Here is an 18659-nt window from a genome sequence, read left to right as displayed (position 1 = left end):
CGCTCTATCGATACCGAATTCCAACCGAAAAACATCGCGGTGCCGCAAAGCGGCATCCGAAGGCGGAGCCTTGCCATGGAAACCCTGAGAGGCATTCCCGAAGCAGGATTGGCAGATACACTTGCCGATCTCGTACAGACGAAAATGATCGTGCTGTCGCTGACCAAGAGCGACGGCGCCTACACGGTTGTCTATACCCCGTCGAGCCCCTCGATGGACACGGAGCGGCTGGATCAGGCGCTGCCGAGCAGCCCGCCGGTCGCCAACATGGACGATCCGAGCCCTCCGCCTGCCGGCGCGCCCGGCGAGTTTGTCCACGCGCGGTCCATCGCGCCGAAAACAATCCTCTACACCGATGCCGACGGACGCGACCAAATCCGTGAAGGCGGGTCCCGCTCGTGGCGCAACTGCAATCCCGGCAATATCCGCAAGGGCGATTTCTCGCGCAACTGCGGCGCCATTGGCGACGACGGCAGCTTCGCGATCTTTCCGGACGAAACGGTCGGCAAGGCCGCGATCATCGCCCTTATGAAGACGGCAGCCTACATCAGGTTGACCTTGAAGAACGCGATCTTCCGCTACGCGCCGCCGAGTGAAAACAACTCCGAGGCTTACGCCAGGTTCATTCACGACAAGACGGGCATAGCGCTCGACGCCGTCCTTTCTGATCTCAAGGCAGACGACTTCCGTCGCATCGCCAACACGATCCAGATCATCGAGGGATGGAAGCCCGGCATCATCCGCGCCAATGCGCCACCCGCGCCGCTGATGAACGCGAAGATCGGGGTCGCCTCATCCGCCGCATCCGCCACGCAGGACTGGATGGCAATTGCCCGGCGAGAAGCCGCCCTTCCGCTACGCGAGCGCAGCCAATGGCCCGACCCCGGCGAGAACCCGCGCATCCTGAACTATTTCAAGGTCTGTGCGCCCTGGTTCGAAGTCGCGGACGGCGACGAAGTCGACTGGTGCGCGGCATTCGTCAACTACTGCCTGGTCACCAGCGGTCACATGGGAACCGACCACCCCGGCGCGCGGTCCTTTTTCTGGAACAAGAAGAACCAGTTCCACGTGCTGTCGGGACCACAGCCCGGCGCCATCGCGGTACGCCGCTATGCGCCGTTCACCGACCCGAAGTGGACAACCGGCAACGGCCATGTCGGCTTCGTGATCTCCTGGACCAGCACGACGGTCACCCTGCTTGGCGGCAACCAGAGCAACACCGTCTGCGAAAAGACCTTTCCACTGCTGGAAAAGAACAGTTCCGGCGCAAAGCAGTCGGAGTTCGTCGCCTTCCTGATGCCGGTGATCGTCTGAGGGATTGGCGGCGGTCGCTACAGGACGTCGTAACGCAGATGCAGCACGTCGTGGGGCAACCTGTCGACGCCCTTCAGCGCTAGGCGCGTTGCATCTCCTGCCGGCCGGTCGAATGTCGTCGGCATGCCCGCGCTCCCATCGGCAATCGGCAGGATCAACAGGCTGATTTCGTCGATGAGGCCCGATGCCAGGAAGCTGCCGTTGATGCCTCCACCACCCTCAAGCAGCAGCGTCCGGATCCCGAAGTCCCGTCCGAGCACATGAAGCGCCAGCGAAAGATCGATCTCGGACGCGCCCGCGAAGATATAGGAGATGCCGTCCCGCTGCAGTTCGGCGAGGTGGTCGTCGGAAACATCCTCCGAGAGAATCATGACGATCGGATCGCCGTTGATGTTGTCGATGTTCATATGCAGCTTCGCATATCGGTCGACGGCAACGGCATAGGGTCCTGCATTGGCGGCGGGTGCCTTCCACGTGGTACGCGCATAAGCCTGCATCGCAGTCGCCGCAATGGGCTCACCTTCCGCAAAGTCCGCCATCGTCACGCGGCCGACACACCATGCGTCGCCCCCAAGTGCTTCGTGGATCCCCTCATAGATCTCCGTCAGTTGCTCGGTGAGGTCGCCGGGCCAGTGTTCGGGCGCTTCCCTTGCGGGCGTACCTTCGAGCATGACGCGGTTGCGCCCGGCCTTCTTCGCGGCGTAAAGGGCCGCGTCCGCACGACCGATATGATCGATCATCGGCGCCTCGCTGGCGTTGACGATCGCAACGCCAAAGCTCGCCGTTATCTTCCCGGTGTCACCGATTTCCTTGAGATCGGCACCGGCGAAGGCTTGACGAACGATATTGGCAAACTTTCCGCCCTCGGCAAGGCTAACTCCCGGAAGGAATGCGACGAACTCCTCTCCGCCAAATCGCGCCGCAAAGGCGCCCTTGGGAAGCCGCGCCCGCAACAGATCTGCCAACCAGGCAATAACGGTATCCCCCGCGGCATGGCCGAACGTGTCGTTGATGCGCTTGAAATGATCGATGTCGCAGATGATCACGACACCGCTAAGTTCTCCCCGCGCCTGCAGCTTCCTGGCCGCCTCCTCGAAACCGCGCCGGTTGAGAAGGCCGCTCAACGAGTCCCGCTCCGCGGCGTGACGGTATTGTGCAATCGTGTCGAGCGTGGTGGCAGCAAGCGCCGAAAGCGCAAAGAGCAGAGCAATGACAGACGCGCCCGCCTGCATGACAAAGGCATAGACGGAGCTCTCGAATTCATCAGGGCTTGGAGCCGATGATAGAAAGCCAAGCAGCGCAACGTCGCGAACGATCGTCTCGAGGACAATCAAAGAAGCGACGCCGAGCAGGATTCGATCGATCGGTTCGCGGGCATGGCGAAAGGACGCGACAATGGCAAACGCCAACAGGATGACACAGGCCGCATCGCTGACGACGAGCTCGACCGGCAGGCTCTCGAGCACCAGCACCGTATAGGCCAGCACGGCGTAGACGAGCACGCAGAAGCTCGTTCGGAGCAAGAAGCGGGAAGGTTGGTTGAACCGCTTGAGCAGCGCGCCGCCATACCAATAAAACGCGGCAAGAAAGAACGCTTCCGCCGTCAGCGCCTGCACCGGTTGCGGCGCCATGTAGAGAAGCATGGGGACGGAGAAGGCGGCGGCAGCACACAGAAAACCGGCAGCCCAGTGGTAGGCCTCACGCGACCCGAAACGGCCGACGGCGAGAAAGACACAACCGAAGGTCAACATCATGACCGGAAGCGCGAACGCGAAATTCTCGGGTGAATCCATCAAAATCTCGTGGAGAGACGCAATACCTACCCCCCAGGGAAAAGCTAGCGAAAGACAGTTAAGAAAATCCTACGGAAACGTGACAGTGATGACAAAGTCCGCGGGCGGTCGTCAGACGACCGCCCTCTACCAATCACACACGCATCGCGTGGCGGTGGTCATCGACCGTTTCTCCGCCGAAGCGGACATCCTTTTTCTCGAAGCCGAGACCGGCCAGCACCGCCACCACGATGGCGACAATGGCTGCGACGATCAACAGCGCATAGGCGTAGTCGCCGTCCCAACGCGCCGCCAAACCCGCCTGGATCGTTGCGTTTCCGGAGGCCAACAGGTTGCCGAGCTGGTAAGCGAAGCCCGGGAAGGTGCCGCGCACCTCGTCCGGCGACAGCTCATTCAGATGCACCGGCACGATGCCCCAGGCGCCTTGCACGAAGAACTGCATCAGGAAGGCGCCGATAGCGAGCAGCACCGGACCGGGCGCATAGACCCAGAGCGGCGCCACCGGCACCGCGATCAGGGCGGCGATCACGATCGCCTTCTTGCGGCCGATGCGCTGCGACAGCGCCCCGAAGAATAGCCCGCCGCAGATCGCCCCGATATTGTAGACGATGGCGATGGCGCCGGTGGTGTAACTGTCGTAATTGCGCTGCGTCTCCAGGAAGGTCGGATAGAGATCCTGCGTGCCATGGCTGAAGAAGTTGAACGCCGTCATCAGCAGAACCGCCCAGAGAAACAGCGGGATATTCTCGCGCAGCACGGTCAGGAACGGCCGCCGCTCCTGGCTCTGCCGCTTCAGGAAGGCCGGGCTCTCCTCGACGCTGCGGCGGATATAAAGCACCAGCAACGCTGGCGCCGCTCCGACGAAGAACATGCCACGCCAGCCGATGATGGGAAAGAGCAGGGAGAACACGATAGAGGCCAGCAGGTACCCCGAGGGATAGCCCGCCTGCAGGATGCCGGAGACGATACCCCTGCTCTCCTCCGGCACCGTTTCCATGACCAGCGACGCGCCGACACCCCACTCGCCGCCCATGGCGATGCCGTAGAGCGCGCGCAGCACGATGAACATGGTAAGCCCGGTGGAGAAGCCGGTGAGGAATTCGAAGATCGAATAGAGCAGCACGTTAACCATCAGCGTGATCCGCCGCCCGTATTTGTCCGACGCCAGCCCGAAGAGCAGCGCCCCGACCGGCCGCATCGCCAGCGTCAGCAGGATCGCCACCGAGACGGCGGGAACGTCGGTGTGGAATTCCTCGGCGATATATTTGAGAACGAAGACGAGTATGAAGAAGTCGAAGGCGTCGAGCGTCCAGCCAAGATAGCTGGCGATGACGGTGTTGCGCTGCTGCGGCGTCAGCCGGCGCAGGCTTTCCAGTGCGGACATCATTGTTCCTCCGTCCGAAAGCGGCGGCGAGGCGGGCAATGTCCGGATGCCGTCGAAGAGAGGGATCGCCCGAGCGGGCGCGGGTCATGCTGTGACGGGCAGCGTTCTGGAACGTCAGCAATGCTGCCCTTGTTCCATCACGTTTTGCGTGATCGCAACAATATCGCGCCTTCAGGCTGCAAAAATCCGTTTCCCTTTTGTACTCTTTGCCTCTTCCATTTCGCGCTGACTCTCTCCATATTCCGGCCATGGCCAAATCTCCGAAAAACTCCCCCGCCCCCGATGGTTTCGAGGAAGCTCCCCAATCCGCGTTCGAAGGCGCCCCGCTCGAGGGTTCCGTCGCCGATTGGGTGAAGCAGCTGGAGGCCGATGCCGAGGCCTCCGGCGTCGAGACCCAGCGCCAGATCGCCTCGAAGGCGGGCAAGCACCGCAAGAAGGTGGAGATCGCCGCCTCCAAATCCGCGCGCGGCACATCCATGGGCGGCTCGACCGACCCGAAGACGCGCGCGGCCGCAGGCCTCAACCCGGTCTCCGGTCTCGACGTCTCCTTGGAAGACGCGGCCGCGCTGAAGGCCGGCACCGCCGTGACCGCCACGGTGGAAGCCCTTTCGGCGCTGATCGAGAGCGGCAATCCGCTGTTCAAGGACGGCAAGATGTGGACGCCGCATCGCCCGGCCCGGCCGCCGAAATCCGAAGGCGGCATCGAGATCCGCATGGCCTCCGAATACCAGCCGGCCGGCGACCAGCCGACCGCCATCAAGGACCTCGTCGAGGGCCTGGAGAATGGCGACCGCAGCCAGGTGCTGCTCGGCGTTACCGGCTCCGGCAAGACCTTCACCATGGCCAAGGTGATCGAGGCCACCCAGCGCCCCGCCGTCATCCTGGCGCCGAACAAGACGCTGGCGGCCCAGCTCTACAGCGAATTCAAGAACTTCTTCCCCGACAACGCGGTGGAATATTTCGTCTCCTACTACGACTACTACCAGCCGGAAGCCTATGTGCCGCGCTCGGATACCTTCATCGAGAAGGAAAGTTCGATCAACGAACAGATCGACCGCATGCGCCACTCGGCCACCCGCTCACTGCTCGAGCGCGACGATTGCATCATCGTCGCCTCCGTCTCCTGCATCTACGGTATCGGCTCGGTCGAGACCTACACCGCCATGACCTTCCAGATGGAAGTCGGCGACCGCCTCGACCAACGTCAATTATTGGCCGACCTCGTGGCGCAGCAATACAAGCGCCAGGACATCAACTTCGTCCGCGGCTCCTTCCGTGTTCGTGGCGACACGATCGAAATCTTCCCGGCCCACTTGGAAGACGCGGCCTGGCGGATCTCCATGTTCGGCGACGAGATCGACGCCATCACCGAGTTCGACCCGCTCACCGGCCAGAAGACCGGCGACCTGAAGAGCGTGAAGATCTACGCCAACAGCCACTATGTCACTCCGCGCCCGACGCTGAACGGCGCCATCAAGGCGATCAAGGAAGAGCTGCGCCTGCGCCTCGCCGAGCTCGAAAAGGCCGGCCGCCTGCTGGAAGCCCAGCGCCTGGAACAGCGCACCCGCTACGATGTCGAGATGCTTGAGGCCACCGGCTCCTGCGCCGGCATCGAGAACTATTCGCGCTATCTCACCGGCCGCAGCCCCGGCGAGCCGCCGCCGACCCTGTTCGAATATATCCCCGACAACGCCCTGCTCTTCATCGACGAAAGCCACGTCACCATTCCGCAGATCGGCGGCATGTACCGGGGCGACTTCCGCCGTAAGGCGACGCTTGCCGAATACGGCTTCCGCCTGCCGTCGTGCATGGACAACCGGCCGCTGCGCTTCGAGGAATGGGACGCGATGCGCCCCGACACCGTCGCCGTCTCCGCCACCCCCGGCGGCTGGGAACTCGACCAGTCCGGCGGCGTCTTCGCCGAGCAGGTGATCCGCCCGACCGGCCTGATCGACCCGCCGGTCGAAGTCCGCTCCGCCCGCAGCCAGGTCGACGACGTGCTCGGCGAGATCCGCGAAACCGCTGCCAAGGGTTACCGCACGCTCTGCACCGTGCTCACCAAGCGCATGGCCGAGGACCTCACCGAATATCTGCATGAACAGGGCGTGCGCGTCCGCTACATGCATTCCGACATCGACACGCTGGAGCGTATCGAGATCATCCGCGACTTGCGCCTCGGCGCCTTCGACGTTCTCGTCGGCATCAACCTTCTGCGCGAAGGCCTCGACATTCCCGAATGCGGCTTCGTCGCCATCCTCGACGCCGACAAGGAAGGCTTTTTGCGCTCCGAGACCTCGCTGGTCCAGACGATCGGCCGCGCGGCGCGTAACGTCGACGGCAAGGTCATCCTCTATGCCGACCAGATCACCGGCTCGATGCAGCGCGCCATGGACGAGACCGCCCGCCGCCGCGAGAAGCAGGTGGCCTATAACACCGAACACGGCATCACCCCGGAATCGGTGAAGGCGAAGATCTCCGACATCCTCGACAGCGTCTACGAACGCGACCACGTCCGCGCCGACATTTCGGGCGTTTCGGGCAAGGGCTTTGCCGATGGCGGCAATCTCGTCGGCGGCAATCTGCAGACCCATCTCAACGCGCTGGAAAAACAGATGCGCGACGCCGCCGCCGACCTCGACTTCGAAAAAGCCGCCCGCCTGCGCGACGAGATCAAACGCCTCAAGGCCGCCGAACTCGCCGTCATGGACGACCCGATGGCGCGCGAAGAGTCCAAGGCCATGGAAGGCATCAAGCGGAACGCCAAGGCGACCAAAGAGTCCCTCAACCCATCGGCAACCTCAACGAACTCCCTCCCCCCTGTGGGGAGGGTTGGGGAGGGGAAGGCCGCGGACGCAGAGGCCACCTCCCTCTTCCAGAAACCCACCCTCGACGACATGGGCCCAGGCACCGACACCGCCATCCCCTCACGCACATTCCGCCGCAACGACCTTGACGAAATGACCGTCGGCCGCACTGAAAAGCCCGTATCAGGCAAGCTCCCGGACAAGCCCGACGCCGCCAAGAGCACCAAGCGCTTCTCCCCCCTCCTCGAAGGCCAACCCGACCGCGACGACCCGCGCCCGCTGGTGCGCGGCAAAGCGGGCGTCGGCAGCTATGAGGATGCGGGCGATGTGAAGCGGCAGAAGCGGACGAAGGGCAAGACGGGGCGGCCGGGGCGGTAGGCGAACGAGCCGCAGCCCTCCACCTCCCTCATTCCTGTGCTCGTCACAGGAATCCAGTCGCCGCGCGTCGGCGCGGCGAAGAGAGTCTACTGCGATCAAGGACTTGATCGCGCTGGATCCCTGTGACATCGCCCGGACGAAGTCTGGGCACAGGGATGAGGGCATTCGGGGAAGCCCCCGCGCAGGAACCGTAGGCGCGTCCGCTTGACGCGATCCACCAAACTTTCATAATCGCCTGAACCGCAGGTTCTCCATGAACGCGATTACCGTCCATCTTCCCGAAGAAACCGCCGCCCGCCTCGACCGCCTGGCCGACAGGCTGTCGAAACCGGCCGACAGTGTCGCCGCCGATGCAATCGAGGATTTTCTGGCCCGCGAGGAATGGCAGTTGGCCGAAATCGAGGCCGGTCTCGCGGAAGCCGACCGGGGAGAATTTGCGAGCGAAGATGAGGTGAGCGCGGTTTTCGCCAAGTATGGGATAAAAACGCGCGGCGCCCGATGCCGCCAATCCGTTGCACGAGGCACGCGCTCGGCAATCTAAGGCACATCGGTGAATGGATCGGGCAGGATAACCCTACTGCCGCTCAACGCGTCATCGCCCGACTTGCCGCCGCCATCGATCTCCTCCGTGATCAGCCTGACCTGGGGCGCCCCGGCCGCATAGCCGGCACGAGGGAACTGGCTCTGGAGGATATTCCCTACATCGTCGCCTATCGGCTGAACGCAGGGCACGTCGAGATCATTGCGGTTTTCCATGCAGCGCAGCGGTGGCCGGGCCACCGAGCAACAGTAAGCGCTCGCCTTCGGTCAAAGCCGTAGCCAAATGCGAAAAAGCGCGTCTAAGTCGGGGACGAAAACAGGCGTCGGCAGCCTTGAGGTGCGGGTGATGTGGGCGGCAAAGCGTAGCGTGGGTGGGCGCAGCATAGCGCTGCACCTCCCTAGTCGTTACGAACGGTGACGGATAGCGAAATAGTGCCAAAGCCCTTGGTGTACAAATATCCCCATGTCTTTAAACAGCCTATCCACTCCGCGATGTGCAGCAAAATACCTATTTTTATTATCAACTCTATCGACGTTGTATATAACGCCGGCATTAAACAAGTCGTTAGCCAGCTCTTCAAGGTCGATCTTGTTTTCCAAAACAGAGAATGCGGAAATAAACTCATCGTATGTAGAAAAGTAATTCTTACGGATTAAATTCCTTATCTTCATCGTTGTTTCCTGCGAATACTTCACTGAAATCTCATCAAAGCATTCGCGAGCTGAAATCCGCGAGTAATCATCCAGCATTTTCTTAACGCCGTCCTCGTTAAAGCTTTCATCTCCCCCATTTTTTTCAGCATAGCATTTTAGAAAACGGACAACGTCACGCGGTCTATGCCAACTTTGCCGAAGCAGGAACAATGGAATAGGCACCCGCTCCTTTGTAAAGTCCATACTCCCAACAAACATTGCCTCCACATGTTCTCGCGACATCTCCGTTGGTGATCCGAACTGCACTTTTCTGAATAAAACCTCAACGAGGGGGTGGTGCATATCCTCGACCGCGTTCCAGTCGACGCTAGTATAGCAGCTGTCGAGAAATTTACTTATGTCGCTATCAAGGTTGTAAAGAATATCTCGGACCTCAGGTCGTAGAGAGCATACTACGTTTATATCCATCCCATTCTTGACAAAAAAATTGTTCAATTTATTCGAGCTCTTGATGACATCTCTTATTATTGCCATCCTAACCTTGAACTCATCGCTTTTAGTCTCAAAGTTGCTAACAACAAGCTCGTCGATTGAGTAAAATATCATCGCACCAGCGTGGCTCTCCAACAACAGTTTTAATGCCAGTTCATTAAAATCGGAAAGCGGCATCACACCAGCGTCGCTGAGTTTTGAAAAATCATAATCGATGCCAATGTCACCAAAAATGAGCTTAAAGTCCCCTTTTATCCTTAGGCCTGCGGCAATGCCGTCAACCAAGGACTTTGAGCCGGAGTGGGAGCGATTCATCAATCTGGTGAAGCTTGATGGGAAATCACGATCAAGAAGCTCCGCAATCTTTTTAAGTATTATTCGAACCCAAACCTCTCTGAAGTCGTATAGAGCCGTCGCATCAGCAGCATTAGCCACTTCCACAAAACTAATTCTCTGCGTTTTTGAAAATTCCAAATAGTCATTCGGCGAAAGATCATCATAAAAGCTCAGAAAGTCCGTAAGGTACCCCTCTTCTCGCCTCAACCTTTCCATATAAAGTTGAACGGAAGACTTTCCAACACCCTTGTGACCGACGATAATAAATTTCTTATTGTTGCTTATATTTGATGTATTGAAGTTTGGAGGAAGCATGAATGAGTTAAGAAAATAATCCTCCCCCCGGAGATATTCTTGCCGGCCGTCGTACTCTCCAAAATTAAACTTGGACATTCTCATTGCGCAACTCCAATGACTTAGATGCGATAGCGTAATATGATTCTTGCAGCACTCACCACCGCAACTTAAGCGACAATCGCGAAAATTCACGCCCTAAAATTTCCCCCACCCTCCCCACCCATGCCATCATCCCCTCATCCCACCACGGATACACCGGCAGGCGTGCCGGCGAGATGGGGTCGGCGCCGGGTGTTGGAGGAGGACGCAAGCTCTCTCATCCGGGGTCCGCAGAAAATGGTCTCCCTCCGGTGACGGCGGCGTCCGCGCGAATGCGGTGTCGAGTTTCGCTCCGGACGTGCCTGTGTGGCACACATGGCCTTCTTGGGAATCGCCGCTTCCTCGGGCAAGGCTGCAGAGGGACCGGAGTTGCGGGCACAAACCGCCGAACGGGGCGCTCGACAGCGCCATTTTACACTTTTCAGATGAGGCTCTTTCGAGCGCCCCGTCCGAACCTGCCGCCCTTGATGGGCCGCAACCGACAGCAGGATCAAGCCACGGGTGAGACCAGCCGCGTGAGGGCGCAACCGCGCCCGCTGACAGGTGTCCCGTGAGAACGGGAGAAATCAGATGGCAGGCATCGCACGCAAACGGCCCGGACAGGAATGGGAAGAGCGCATCGGCCAATACGGCATGATCATGCTGCGCCTGCGCACGGCCGAAATGCTCGCCTTCCCCGCAATGGTCTGCGGCCTGCGCGCCTGTCGCCGGGCGCGTTGGTGCCAGCGGGTCTTCGTGGACGACCAGATGCCGGTCTGCTGCGGCATGCTCACGGACGAGCAACAGCAGGCCTACGACACATTCCTGGTTGCCGCGGCACAGGTCTACGAGGCGGCGCATCGGGGCGAATACGGCATTCTCTACCGGCTGGTGATCGACAGGCTGAAGGACGATTTCAGGGCGGTTACCGATATCGTCCGCAATGCCCTGCCGCCCGGCGATAACGGCCATGCCCATCTCGATGCCGCCCTCCGGGCCAGGGCGAGGATCGATGCCGCAGCCGCGCTGAAGCGCCCTGCGGGGCGGACCGGTGCCTGAGCGCCCGGCCCGCGCGCCATGCATTTTCCGGGGCGGCCCGTTAAACTTGCATCAACCCCTGCGTGGCATAGGTGCCGCCCGCTGCACGGAAGGAGACAGGCATGGCAATGGTAGGCTTCAGGAACACCCACAATCAGATGATCTATGTCAATCCGGCGCAGGTTCTCTATGTCTCGACCTTCGAGGAAGAGGTGACCGTCATCGCCTATGCGATCACCGATGCATCGGGCAAGCCAATCGTTTCTCACGTCCGCGGCAGCGCCGAGCTGGTGCAGCACAAGCTAGCCGGGGGCGGCGCTCGCTAGTCGGCTATATCCGGCGCCACGGCATCGGCGACAGGCGGCGCGAACCGTACCGTTGCGGCACGCATTCCCAAAAGGAAACAGCAGTAACCGGGCGCGCTTACTATTCGTCAAGTGTTTGAATCTTTGGCTATTCCCGGGTTGTCCCGTCTGGTGCCACAATATTCTCGCTTGCATTTTGCTTCGAATACTGGCACCAATTCGGTACTCGGGCATTTGCATGCCGGTGACTGGACTGATGTGGCTGAGCCTTCTTGCGGGAAGGTGGCGTGGGGGGACCTCACGTGCGTAGACGTTCTTTCCCCGTTCGTGAACTACTCGACTGACCCTTCGCGCGCTGAATCCAGATGAGGGGGCGCGAAAGCTAAAGCCGTCCATTTCCTTTCGAGGGGGTGGATACCAAACAGACTACAGGGAAAAGGACCTATCCCAATGGCCACCAAAGGCGTCGTAAAATTCTTCAACCAGGACAAGGGTTTTGGTTTCATCACTCCGGACGGCGGTGCGAAGGACGTTTTCGTTCACATCTCCGCTCTTCAGGCTTCCGGCATCCAGTCGCTCCGCGAAGGCCAGCAGGTAACCTTCGACACCGAGCCGGATCGCATGGGCAAGGGCCCGAAGGCCGTCAACATCTCGGCTAACTAATTCAATTCCTGCCTCGGCAGGGATGAGACGGCGCTCCGCAAGGGGCGCCGTTTTTCGTTGGTGCAATGGTTGTTCGGCGAGGGTGAGCCCGGGCGGCGGGCGGCCTCGGCCATGAAATTTTTGGCGCAGCAATGTCCCCGCGCCTTCCGGGCATGCAATGATAGCTGAACATATGCGGGCGAAATGCCGGGTTTTCTGTTTTTGCAGGATCGGACCCGCTGCCCCAGAAGCCGGACGACGACGTTGGTAAGGACGGCGCCAGCAAATAACCGGCGGCAGGCCCGCTCTAGGCGCTGACCGCCTCTTTCGCGCCGGAGAAATCCACCGCCGCGAAGGCGGCGGCGATCACCTCGGGCCCCGCCCCTGTCTTCACCGCATCGGTCGACAGGATCTGCCGGTAGCGCCGCGCGCCGGGAAGACCGGTAAACAGGCCGACCATGTGTCGGGCCACCTGCTGCAACCGTCCGCCGCCGGCGATGTGGCGGTCGGCATAGGCCATCATCCGGTCGCGCAGGGCATTCCAGTCGATCTCGGCCTCCGGCGCGCCGAAGAATCGCTGGTCGACATCGGCGAGCACCGCCGCGTTCTGGTAGGCCGCGCGCCCGAGCATGACGCCATCGACATGCCGGAGGTGTTCCGCGGCCGCGTCGAGCGTCTGGATACCGCCGTTGATGCCGACGAAAACGTCCGGCCGAGCCTGCTTCATGCGATAGACAATGTCGTAGTCGAGCGGCGGGATCTCGCGGTTCTCCTTCGGCGACAGTCCCTTCAGCCAGGCCTTGCGGGCATGGATCCATACGGCATCCGCCCCGGCATCGAGCACTCGGTCCAGCAGCTCGGGCAAGGCCACTTCCGGGTCCTGCTCGTCCACGCCGATCCGGCATTTGACCGTCACCGGCACAGCCGAGACCGCCTTCATCGCCTTGATGCACGCAGCGACCGTCTCCGGCGTCAGCATCAGGCATGCTCCGAATGTTCCCGATTGCACCCGATCCGAGGGGCAGCCGACATTCAGGTTGATCTCGTCGTAGCCATAGGGCGCCGCAATCTCCACCGCCTTCACCAGCTTGTCAGGATCCGATCCCCCAAGCTGCAACGCGACAGGGTGCTCCGCCGCATCGAACGACAGCAACCGCTCGCGCGGCCCATGTATGATCGCGTCCGCCACCACCATTTCGGTATAGAGCAGCGCATTGCGACTGATCTGTCGGTGAAAATACCGGCAATGACGATCGGTCCAGTCGATCATCGGTGCAACAGCGAAGATCGGCCGTCCGGTTTTCAAGGCCTCGGCGTAGAAATGAGATGTGGTCATGCCCGCGCTCATACCGCAAAGACCGGCGAAACACCAGTTTCTCCCACGCAGGGCTGCAATACGGGAACGCAAACACCGACCAATCATTACATCGAATTAATTGGCCCGACCGCCGCTTGCACGTTTACGTGGTCGCCGACTGCCGAAGGGAGATATCATGGACGCGAAGATCCTGGCCGTGCTCGATGCCTATCACGAGCTGATCGACAAGGAGAAGAACAGCCCGCGCGAGGAAGCACCCGGCGGGCGCGACGGCGGACAGGATCGGCGGCTGCGGGCCGTCGGACCGCAGACCGGTCAGCTGCTCAACATCATCGCAAAGAGCCTCGCTGCCCCGACCATACTGGAACTTGGCACCTCGTTCGGCTACTCGGGAATCTGGTTGGCGGAGGCTGCCCGGCAGACGGGTGGCAGGCTTATCACCATTGAACTGCACGAATACAAGTCCGCCTATGCGCGCGACATGGCGATCAAGGCCGGCCTTGCGGATCACATCGATTTCAGGGTCGGCGATGCCGTGGCGATGATCGGTGATCTGCAGATCGGCATCGATCTCGTCTTGGTCGACCTGTGGAAGGATTTGTACGTTCCCTGCCTCGAGGCTTTCTATCCCAAGCTCAATCCCGGCGCAATCATCATAGCCGACAACATGACGCGCCCCGGCAACGAAGACGTCCGCAACTATGCACGCGCCATCCGCTCCAAGCCCGGCATCACCAGCGTCGAGATCCCCGTCGGCGCCGGTCTGGAGATCAGCAGATACGAGCCCGGCTGAGGTCCCCGGTCAACAGGTTGAAATGACTGGCGATCAAATTGGCGCGCGGGGACACGAACCATCCTTTCCCCGCTCGATCGTTTGCGTCTAAGATGGCCCGACACACACAGCAGCAAGAGCACAGCATGTCCAATTCCGCTACGGTCATCCCCCTTCCCCAGCCTGTCCTGTTGCCCGTCGAGGGCGAGGCCGGATTGTTCCCCGTCCGCCGCGTCTACTGCGTCGGGCGCAACTATGCCGACCACGCGATCGAGATGGGGCATGACCCGAGTCGCGAGCCGCCCTTCTTCTTCCAGAAGAACGCCGATAACCTGCTGGCCGCCGGCAAGCAGTTCCCCTACCCGCCGCTGTCCAGCGATGTTCATTTCGAGGTGGAGTGCGTGCTCGCCCTGAAATCGGGTGGGCAGAACATCGCCACGGAAGCAGCACTCGATTGCGTCTACGGCTATGCCGTCGGCATCGATTTCACGCGCCGCGACCTGCAGGCCGAAGCAAAGAAGCTGGGGCGTCCATGGGAGATCGCCAAGGCGTTTGAACATTCGGCCCCCGTGTCGGCGATCATCCCGGCGGCCCGCGTTGGGCATCCGACCGCCGGCCGCATCTGGCTCGACCTCAATGGCAAGCGCGCACAGGATGGTGATCTCAACCAGATGATCTGGAAGGTCCCTGAGATCATCGCCGAACTGTCAAAGCTGTTCGTGCTTGCGCCCGGCGACGTAATCATGACCGGAACGCCGGCGGGCGTCGGCGCCGTCAAGCGCGGCGATCGCATCGACTGCGGTGTCGACGGCATCGCGACGCTGTCAGTCACCGTTGCCTGAAGGAGAAGAGCCGATGCCGATCTATGCGCTTTCCGGCCACCAGCCCGATCTGCCGCCACCCGGGACCTACTGGATCGCGCCTGACGCGCATGTGATCGGCAAGGTGATCCTGGGCGCGGATGTCGGCATCTGGTTCGGCGCGGTGCTGCGCGGCGACAACGAGCCGATCACCATCGGCAAAGCGACCAATATCCAGGAGGGCGCCATGCTGCACACCGACCCCGGTGCGCCGCTGACGATCGGCGAAGGCTGCACCATCGGCCATCACGCCATCGTTCACGGTTGCAGGATCGGCGACAACTCGCTGATCGGCATGGGAGCAACGGTGCTGAACGGCGCCCGGATCGGAAACAATTGCCTCGTCGGCGCCAACGCCTTGATCACCGAGGGCAAGGAATATCCCGACAATTCGCTGATCGTCGGATCCCCCGCCCGCGTCATCCGCACCCTCGATGAGGAGGCGATTGAAGGGCTGAAGCGCTCCGCGGAGAACTACGTCGCCAACTGGCAGCGCTTCGCCCGTGATCTGAAACAGCTCTGAACGAGCATCAGAACAGCAGGCTGATGCCCGTCAGGTTCTTGACCGCAGCCTTGATGAGATCAAACACCGCGGACAGAATTTTCTGGGCCGCGTTGTAGACAAGGAATTTGAACTCCGCGAGCGCGCTGTTCAGATTGTATTCGAGGAGATGCAGTGTCACATCGGCCCGCTGCGCCGTGATTTCCTTGGCGGCGAGTTGTGCGATCACCTTGGTCGTCATCTGCGCGATGAAGCTGAGCTGCGCAGTCATTTCCTGTCTGATCTTGTCCCACTGCTCTTTCGCCTTGGCGGCGGCGACAGTCAGCAGCCCCTCACCCAACTCTTGGGCGGATTTCGGTGCGAATGTTGCGAGATCGACCATGATAGAACCCCTACTTCAGCGAGCCTTCCATCGTCTTGGCGATGGCGCATATGTTGCGGACGATGGCGATATTGTCGGCTTCGTTCGGCGCCTGGCCTCCCGTATCATAGGCCGCCCGGGAGAGCTCGATCGCCTTATGGCAGCGGTCGATATTGTCGGCAACCAGTTGCGCGGCAGCGGCTGCAGGGCGACCGTGCAGGTAGGCCGGTCGCTTCTCGGCGATTTCGCCCGCTTCCTTCACCTGTGCCAGTGCATCGATATAGTAAGGCTCCACGGCGCGGTAAGGTGTGCGGCTCGGAGCCTTGGTCTCCATGGTCGTCTCGATCTTGGTGAGGCTGGAATGCGCGCCATCGAGCTTTGTGTAGATCGCCTCGTTGTAGGAAGGTGCAAACGCTGCGCACCCACCCAGCAAGGACGGCAGCAATAGCAGTGCAAATCTGTGTGAGAAATTCATAGCGATGTCCCCTGAACGCAGGGACACTATAGATTGCACAACCTGAAATGCAATCTATAATTTCAACTAACAACAATACACCAATTAGATGCATACGGTTGCAGGTGATCCTGCGACAGCGGCTATGCCGCACAAGCCTCGCAAAGCCCGCGGATCTCGATCGTCGTCTTCTCGGCCTTGAACTTCTTGGACTTGGTCCAGTCCGTCAGGCGGTGGTCAACCTCGTGGTCGTGGAATTCCATCACCTGGCCGCAGCTCTCGCAAATGGCGAAGGCGACGATGCCGTGGCTGTGGCAGTTCTCGCCGGGATGCGCGCAGGCGACGAAGGAGTTGATGCTCTCCAGCCGGTGCACGACGCCATATTCGAGCAGCTTCTCAAGTGCCCGGTAGACCTGCAGCGGGGCGCGAAAACCGTGGTCGCGCAGCTTGTCGAGAATGGTGTAGGCGCTGAGCGGGCCGTCGGCCTTTTCCAGAACGTCGAAGACAAGCGCCTGGTTCTTGGTCAGTGCGGGTGCGCTCATGAGCCTTGTCCTTCCGTGGCGGCCTGGCCTCGCCCGAATTTGGGCAGCAGGCTGAGAATGAAGAGAATGAGGGCCGCGACCACGATCGACGGGCCCGACGGCGTGTCGTAGGTGAGCGAGCCGAACAGCCCGCCGACCACGGCAACCGCACCGATCAGCGAGGCGAGCACCGCCATGATCTCAGGCGTCGACGAGAAACGACGTGCAGCGGCGGCCGGGATGATCAGCAGCGACGTGATCAGCATGATGCCTACGATCTTCATGGCAATGGCGATGACGACGGCCATGAGAAGCATGAAGAACAGCCGCGCCCGCTCCGGCTTCAGCCCCTCGGCCTCGGCCAGTTCGGGATTGACGGTCGAGGCAAGCAGCGGCCGCCACAGCCAGGCAATCGCACCAAGCACCAGAATGCCGCCGCCCCAGATGAAGGCGATATCGGCCTTGGAGACGGCGAGGATATCGCCGAACAGAAAGGCGATGAGGTCGATACGCACCCACGTCATGAAGGCGACCATGACCAGCCCGATCGCCAGCGTCGCATGCGAGAGAATGCCAAGCAGCGCATCGGCAGACAGCGCCTGCCGCTTCTGCAGCAAGAGCAGCAGGATCGAGACGGCGGCCGCCACCACGAAGACCGAGAGCGTCAGGTTGAACTGCATGAGCAGCGACAGTGCCACGCCGAGCAGCGCCGAATGCGAAATCGTATCGCCGAAATAGGCCATGCGCCGCCAGATGATGAAGCAGCCGAGCGGCCCCGTGGTCAGCGCCAGTCCGACGCCGGCGATGATGGCGCGGACGAAGAAATCGTCAAACATGGCGCTCTCCCGCCGGATGCTTGTGCCCGTGCCCGTCATCGGCCGTATGATGGTGGGCGTGGTCATGATGCGCGTGTCCGTGGTCATGAGAGTGCGCGGAATGACCGTGGCCCGCATGGTCATGACCAGCGTGATCATGGCCGTGGTGGTGGCCGTCCTCAGGATGGCAATGATCCGTCACCGAGCCATCCGCATGCAGAACGCGGCCATCGGGGAGATGCGTATGATCGTGATCGTGACTATAGACGGCAAGCGACTGCGCCGCGCGGCTGCCGAACAGCCGCACATATTCGGCACTCTGCGTCACCGCCTGCGGCGTGCCCCGGCAGCAGACATGGCCGTTGAGGCAGATCACGGTATCGGTCGCCGCCATCACCACATGCAGGTCGTGCGAAATCAGCAGGATGCCGCATCCCGTCGTGTTGCGGATCGTCTTGATCAGCTCGTAGATCGCGATCTCGCCGGAGAAATCGACGCCCTGCACCGGCTCGTCGAGCACAAGCAGATCAGGCTTGCGGGCAATGGCGCGCGCCATCAGCGCCCGCTGAAACTCACCGCCGGAGAGATGCTGAACCTCGGCATCGCGCATGTGGGAAAGCCCGACGGCATCGAGCGCCTCGTTCATGTCACTTGCCGAAAGCGGCCCCGTCAACGTCATCAGCCGGCGCACCGTCAGCGGCAGCGTCCAGTCGATGGCGAGCTTCTGCGGGACATAGCCGACCTTCAGCCCGGACGCGCGCGTCACTTTGCCCTCGTCGGCCTTTATCACCCCGATCGCCGTCTTCACCGTCGTCGATTTGCCGGAACCGTTGGGGCCGATCAGCGTCACGATCTCGCCGCGCGAGACGGAAAAATCGACGCCGCGAACCAGCCAGCGGCCGTTTCTGCGGACACCGACATTGGAAAGCGAGACGACCGGTCTCGCCTCGGAATTTGCGGGTAATGGCATCATTTTTCCGAAAGTGCTGTTGCGCCCTGCT

At 61.2% G+C, this 18659-nt stretch carries 19 protein-coding genes; 10 read left to right on the top strand and 9 right to left on the bottom strand.

The features are described 5' to 3' along the window. The first annotated feature begins 75 nt into the window (after positions 1–75). On the top strand, positions 76–1314 hold the full coding sequence (locus tag QTL94_RS00630) for a CHAP domain-containing protein (protein WP_289800250.1): 1239 nt from the start codon (positions 76–78) through the stop codon (positions 1312–1314). A 17-nt stretch (positions 1315–1331) separates the two neighbouring features. Here the strand turns inward: QTL94_RS00630 and QTL94_RS00625 are convergent, their stop codons facing one another. Beyond that, complete coding sequence (locus QTL94_RS00625; RefSeq protein WP_289800249.1) at positions 1332–3107, bottom strand: diguanylate cyclase; 1776 nt, start codon at positions 3105–3107, stop codon at positions 1332–1334. 133 nt (positions 3108–3240) lie between these two features. After that, positions 3241–4491, bottom strand: a complete 1251-nt coding sequence (locus tag QTL94_RS00620; protein ID WP_289800298.1) for an MFS transporter — start codon at positions 4489–4491, stop codon at positions 3241–3243. A 248-nt stretch (positions 4492–4739) separates the two neighbouring features. Here QTL94_RS00620 and uvrB point away from each other — a divergent pair, with 248 nt between their 5' ends. The 3 genes from uvrB (at position 4740) to QTL94_RS00605 (ending at position 8492) form a co-directional block, all read left to right on the top strand. Further along, positions 4740–7673 (top strand): excinuclease ABC subunit UvrB, encoded by a 2934-nt coding sequence (uvrB, locus tag QTL94_RS00615; RefSeq protein WP_289800248.1) that lies wholly within the window; start codon positions 4740–4742, stop codon positions 7671–7673. 253 nt (positions 7674–7926) lie between these two features. Continuing rightward, entirely contained in the window at positions 7927–8214 is a 288-nt protein-coding gene (locus tag QTL94_RS00610; RefSeq protein ID WP_289800247.1) for a CopG family ribbon-helix-helix protein, read from the top strand. Next, positions 8172–8492 (top strand): type II toxin-antitoxin system RelE/ParE family toxin, encoded by a 321-nt coding sequence (locus tag QTL94_RS00605; protein WP_289800246.1) that lies wholly within the window; start codon positions 8172–8174, stop codon positions 8490–8492. Before QTL94_RS00610 ends, QTL94_RS00605 begins: the two co-directional genes overlap by 43 nt. Before the next feature lie 126 nt (positions 8493–8618). Here QTL94_RS00605 and QTL94_RS00600 read toward each other — a convergent pair whose 3' ends face one another. After that, the gene (locus QTL94_RS00600; RefSeq protein ID WP_289800245.1) at positions 8619–10088 is read right to left on the bottom strand and encodes an ATP-binding protein; all 1470 of its coding nucleotides are present in this window, start codon (positions 10086–10088) and stop codon (positions 8619–8621) included. Positions 10089–10661: 573 nt separating this feature from the next. Between QTL94_RS00600 and QTL94_RS00595 the strand changes: the two genes are divergently transcribed. The 3 genes from QTL94_RS00595 to QTL94_RS00585 all read left to right on the top strand — a co-directional run bounded on the left by QTL94_RS00595 (position 10662) and on the right by QTL94_RS00585 (position 12076). Then, positions 10662–11129 carry a hypothetical protein gene (locus QTL94_RS00595; protein WP_289800244.1) on the top strand — a complete coding sequence of 156 codons (468 nt, stop codon included), beginning with the start codon at positions 10662–10664 and terminating at the stop codon, positions 11127–11129. A 101-nt stretch (positions 11130–11230) separates the two neighbouring features. Beyond that, a complete protein-coding gene (locus QTL94_RS00590) occupies positions 11231–11434 on the top strand; it encodes a hypothetical protein (protein ID WP_289800243.1) in 204 nt (67 codons plus the stop codon). Positions 11435–11863: 429 nt separating this feature from the next. Beyond that, positions 11864–12076: a cold-shock protein gene (locus QTL94_RS00585; RefSeq protein ID WP_018900054.1), complete on the top strand. Its 213-nt coding sequence runs from the start codon at positions 11864–11866 to the stop codon at positions 12074–12076. Between the two features lie 286 nt (positions 12077–12362). On the opposite strand, the gene dusA is transcribed toward QTL94_RS00585, so the two are convergent. Further along, complete coding sequence (gene dusA, locus QTL94_RS00580; protein ID WP_289800297.1) at positions 12363–13361, bottom strand: tRNA dihydrouridine(20/20a) synthase DusA; 999 nt, start codon at positions 13359–13361, stop codon at positions 12363–12365. Positions 13362–13548: 187 nt separating this feature from the next. Between dusA and QTL94_RS00575 the strand changes: the two genes are divergently transcribed. From QTL94_RS00575 to QTL94_RS00565, 3 genes are all read left to right on the top strand, one after another. Next, positions 13549–14166 carry an O-methyltransferase gene (locus QTL94_RS00575; RefSeq protein ID WP_289800242.1) on the top strand — a complete coding sequence of 206 codons (618 nt, stop codon included), beginning with the start codon at positions 13549–13551 and terminating at the stop codon, positions 14164–14166. A 125-nt stretch (positions 14167–14291) separates the two neighbouring features. Beyond that, on the top strand, positions 14292–14987 hold the full coding sequence (locus QTL94_RS00570; protein WP_289800241.1) for a fumarylacetoacetate hydrolase family protein: 696 nt from the start codon (positions 14292–14294) through the stop codon (positions 14985–14987). Positions 14988–15000: 13 nt separating this feature from the next. Beyond that, positions 15001–15528 carry a gamma carbonic anhydrase family protein gene (locus QTL94_RS00565; protein ID WP_289800240.1) on the top strand — a complete coding sequence of 176 codons (528 nt, stop codon included), beginning with the start codon at positions 15001–15003 and terminating at the stop codon, positions 15526–15528. 7 nt (positions 15529–15535) lie between these two features. Here QTL94_RS00565 and QTL94_RS00560 read toward each other — a convergent pair whose 3' ends face one another. The 5 genes from QTL94_RS00560 to QTL94_RS00540 form a co-directional block, all read right to left on the bottom strand. Continuing rightward, entirely contained in the window at positions 15536–15889 is a 354-nt protein-coding gene (locus tag QTL94_RS00560; RefSeq protein WP_065693999.1) for a hypothetical protein, read from the bottom strand. Between the two features lie 10 nt (positions 15890–15899). After that, positions 15900–16343 carry a hypothetical protein gene (locus tag QTL94_RS00555; protein ID WP_289800239.1) on the bottom strand — a complete coding sequence of 148 codons (444 nt, stop codon included), beginning with the start codon at positions 16341–16343 and terminating at the stop codon, positions 15900–15902. Positions 16344–16465: 122 nt separating this feature from the next. Beyond that, positions 16466–16864 (bottom strand): Fur family transcriptional regulator, encoded by a 399-nt coding sequence (locus QTL94_RS00550; RefSeq protein WP_047512361.1) that lies wholly within the window; start codon positions 16862–16864, stop codon positions 16466–16468. Continuing rightward, complete coding sequence (locus QTL94_RS00545; protein ID WP_018900624.1) at positions 16861–17679, bottom strand: iron chelate uptake ABC transporter family permease subunit; 819 nt, start codon at positions 17677–17679, stop codon at positions 16861–16863. Before QTL94_RS00545 ends, QTL94_RS00550 begins: the two co-directional genes overlap by 4 nt. After that, positions 17672–18628 (bottom strand): ATP-binding cassette domain-containing protein, encoded by a 957-nt coding sequence (locus QTL94_RS00540; RefSeq protein WP_289800238.1) that lies wholly within the window; start codon positions 18626–18628, stop codon positions 17672–17674. The genes QTL94_RS00545 and QTL94_RS00540 overlap by 8 nt, the downstream gene beginning before the upstream one ends. Positions 18629–18659: the final 31 nt, after the last annotated feature.

It is taken from the genome of Rhizobium sp. S96, from assembly GCF_030382195.1.
Lineage (GTDB): Bacteria > Pseudomonadota > Alphaproteobacteria > Rhizobiales > Rhizobiaceae > Rhizobium.
This window is presented reverse-complemented; position numbering and strand designations above follow the sequence as displayed.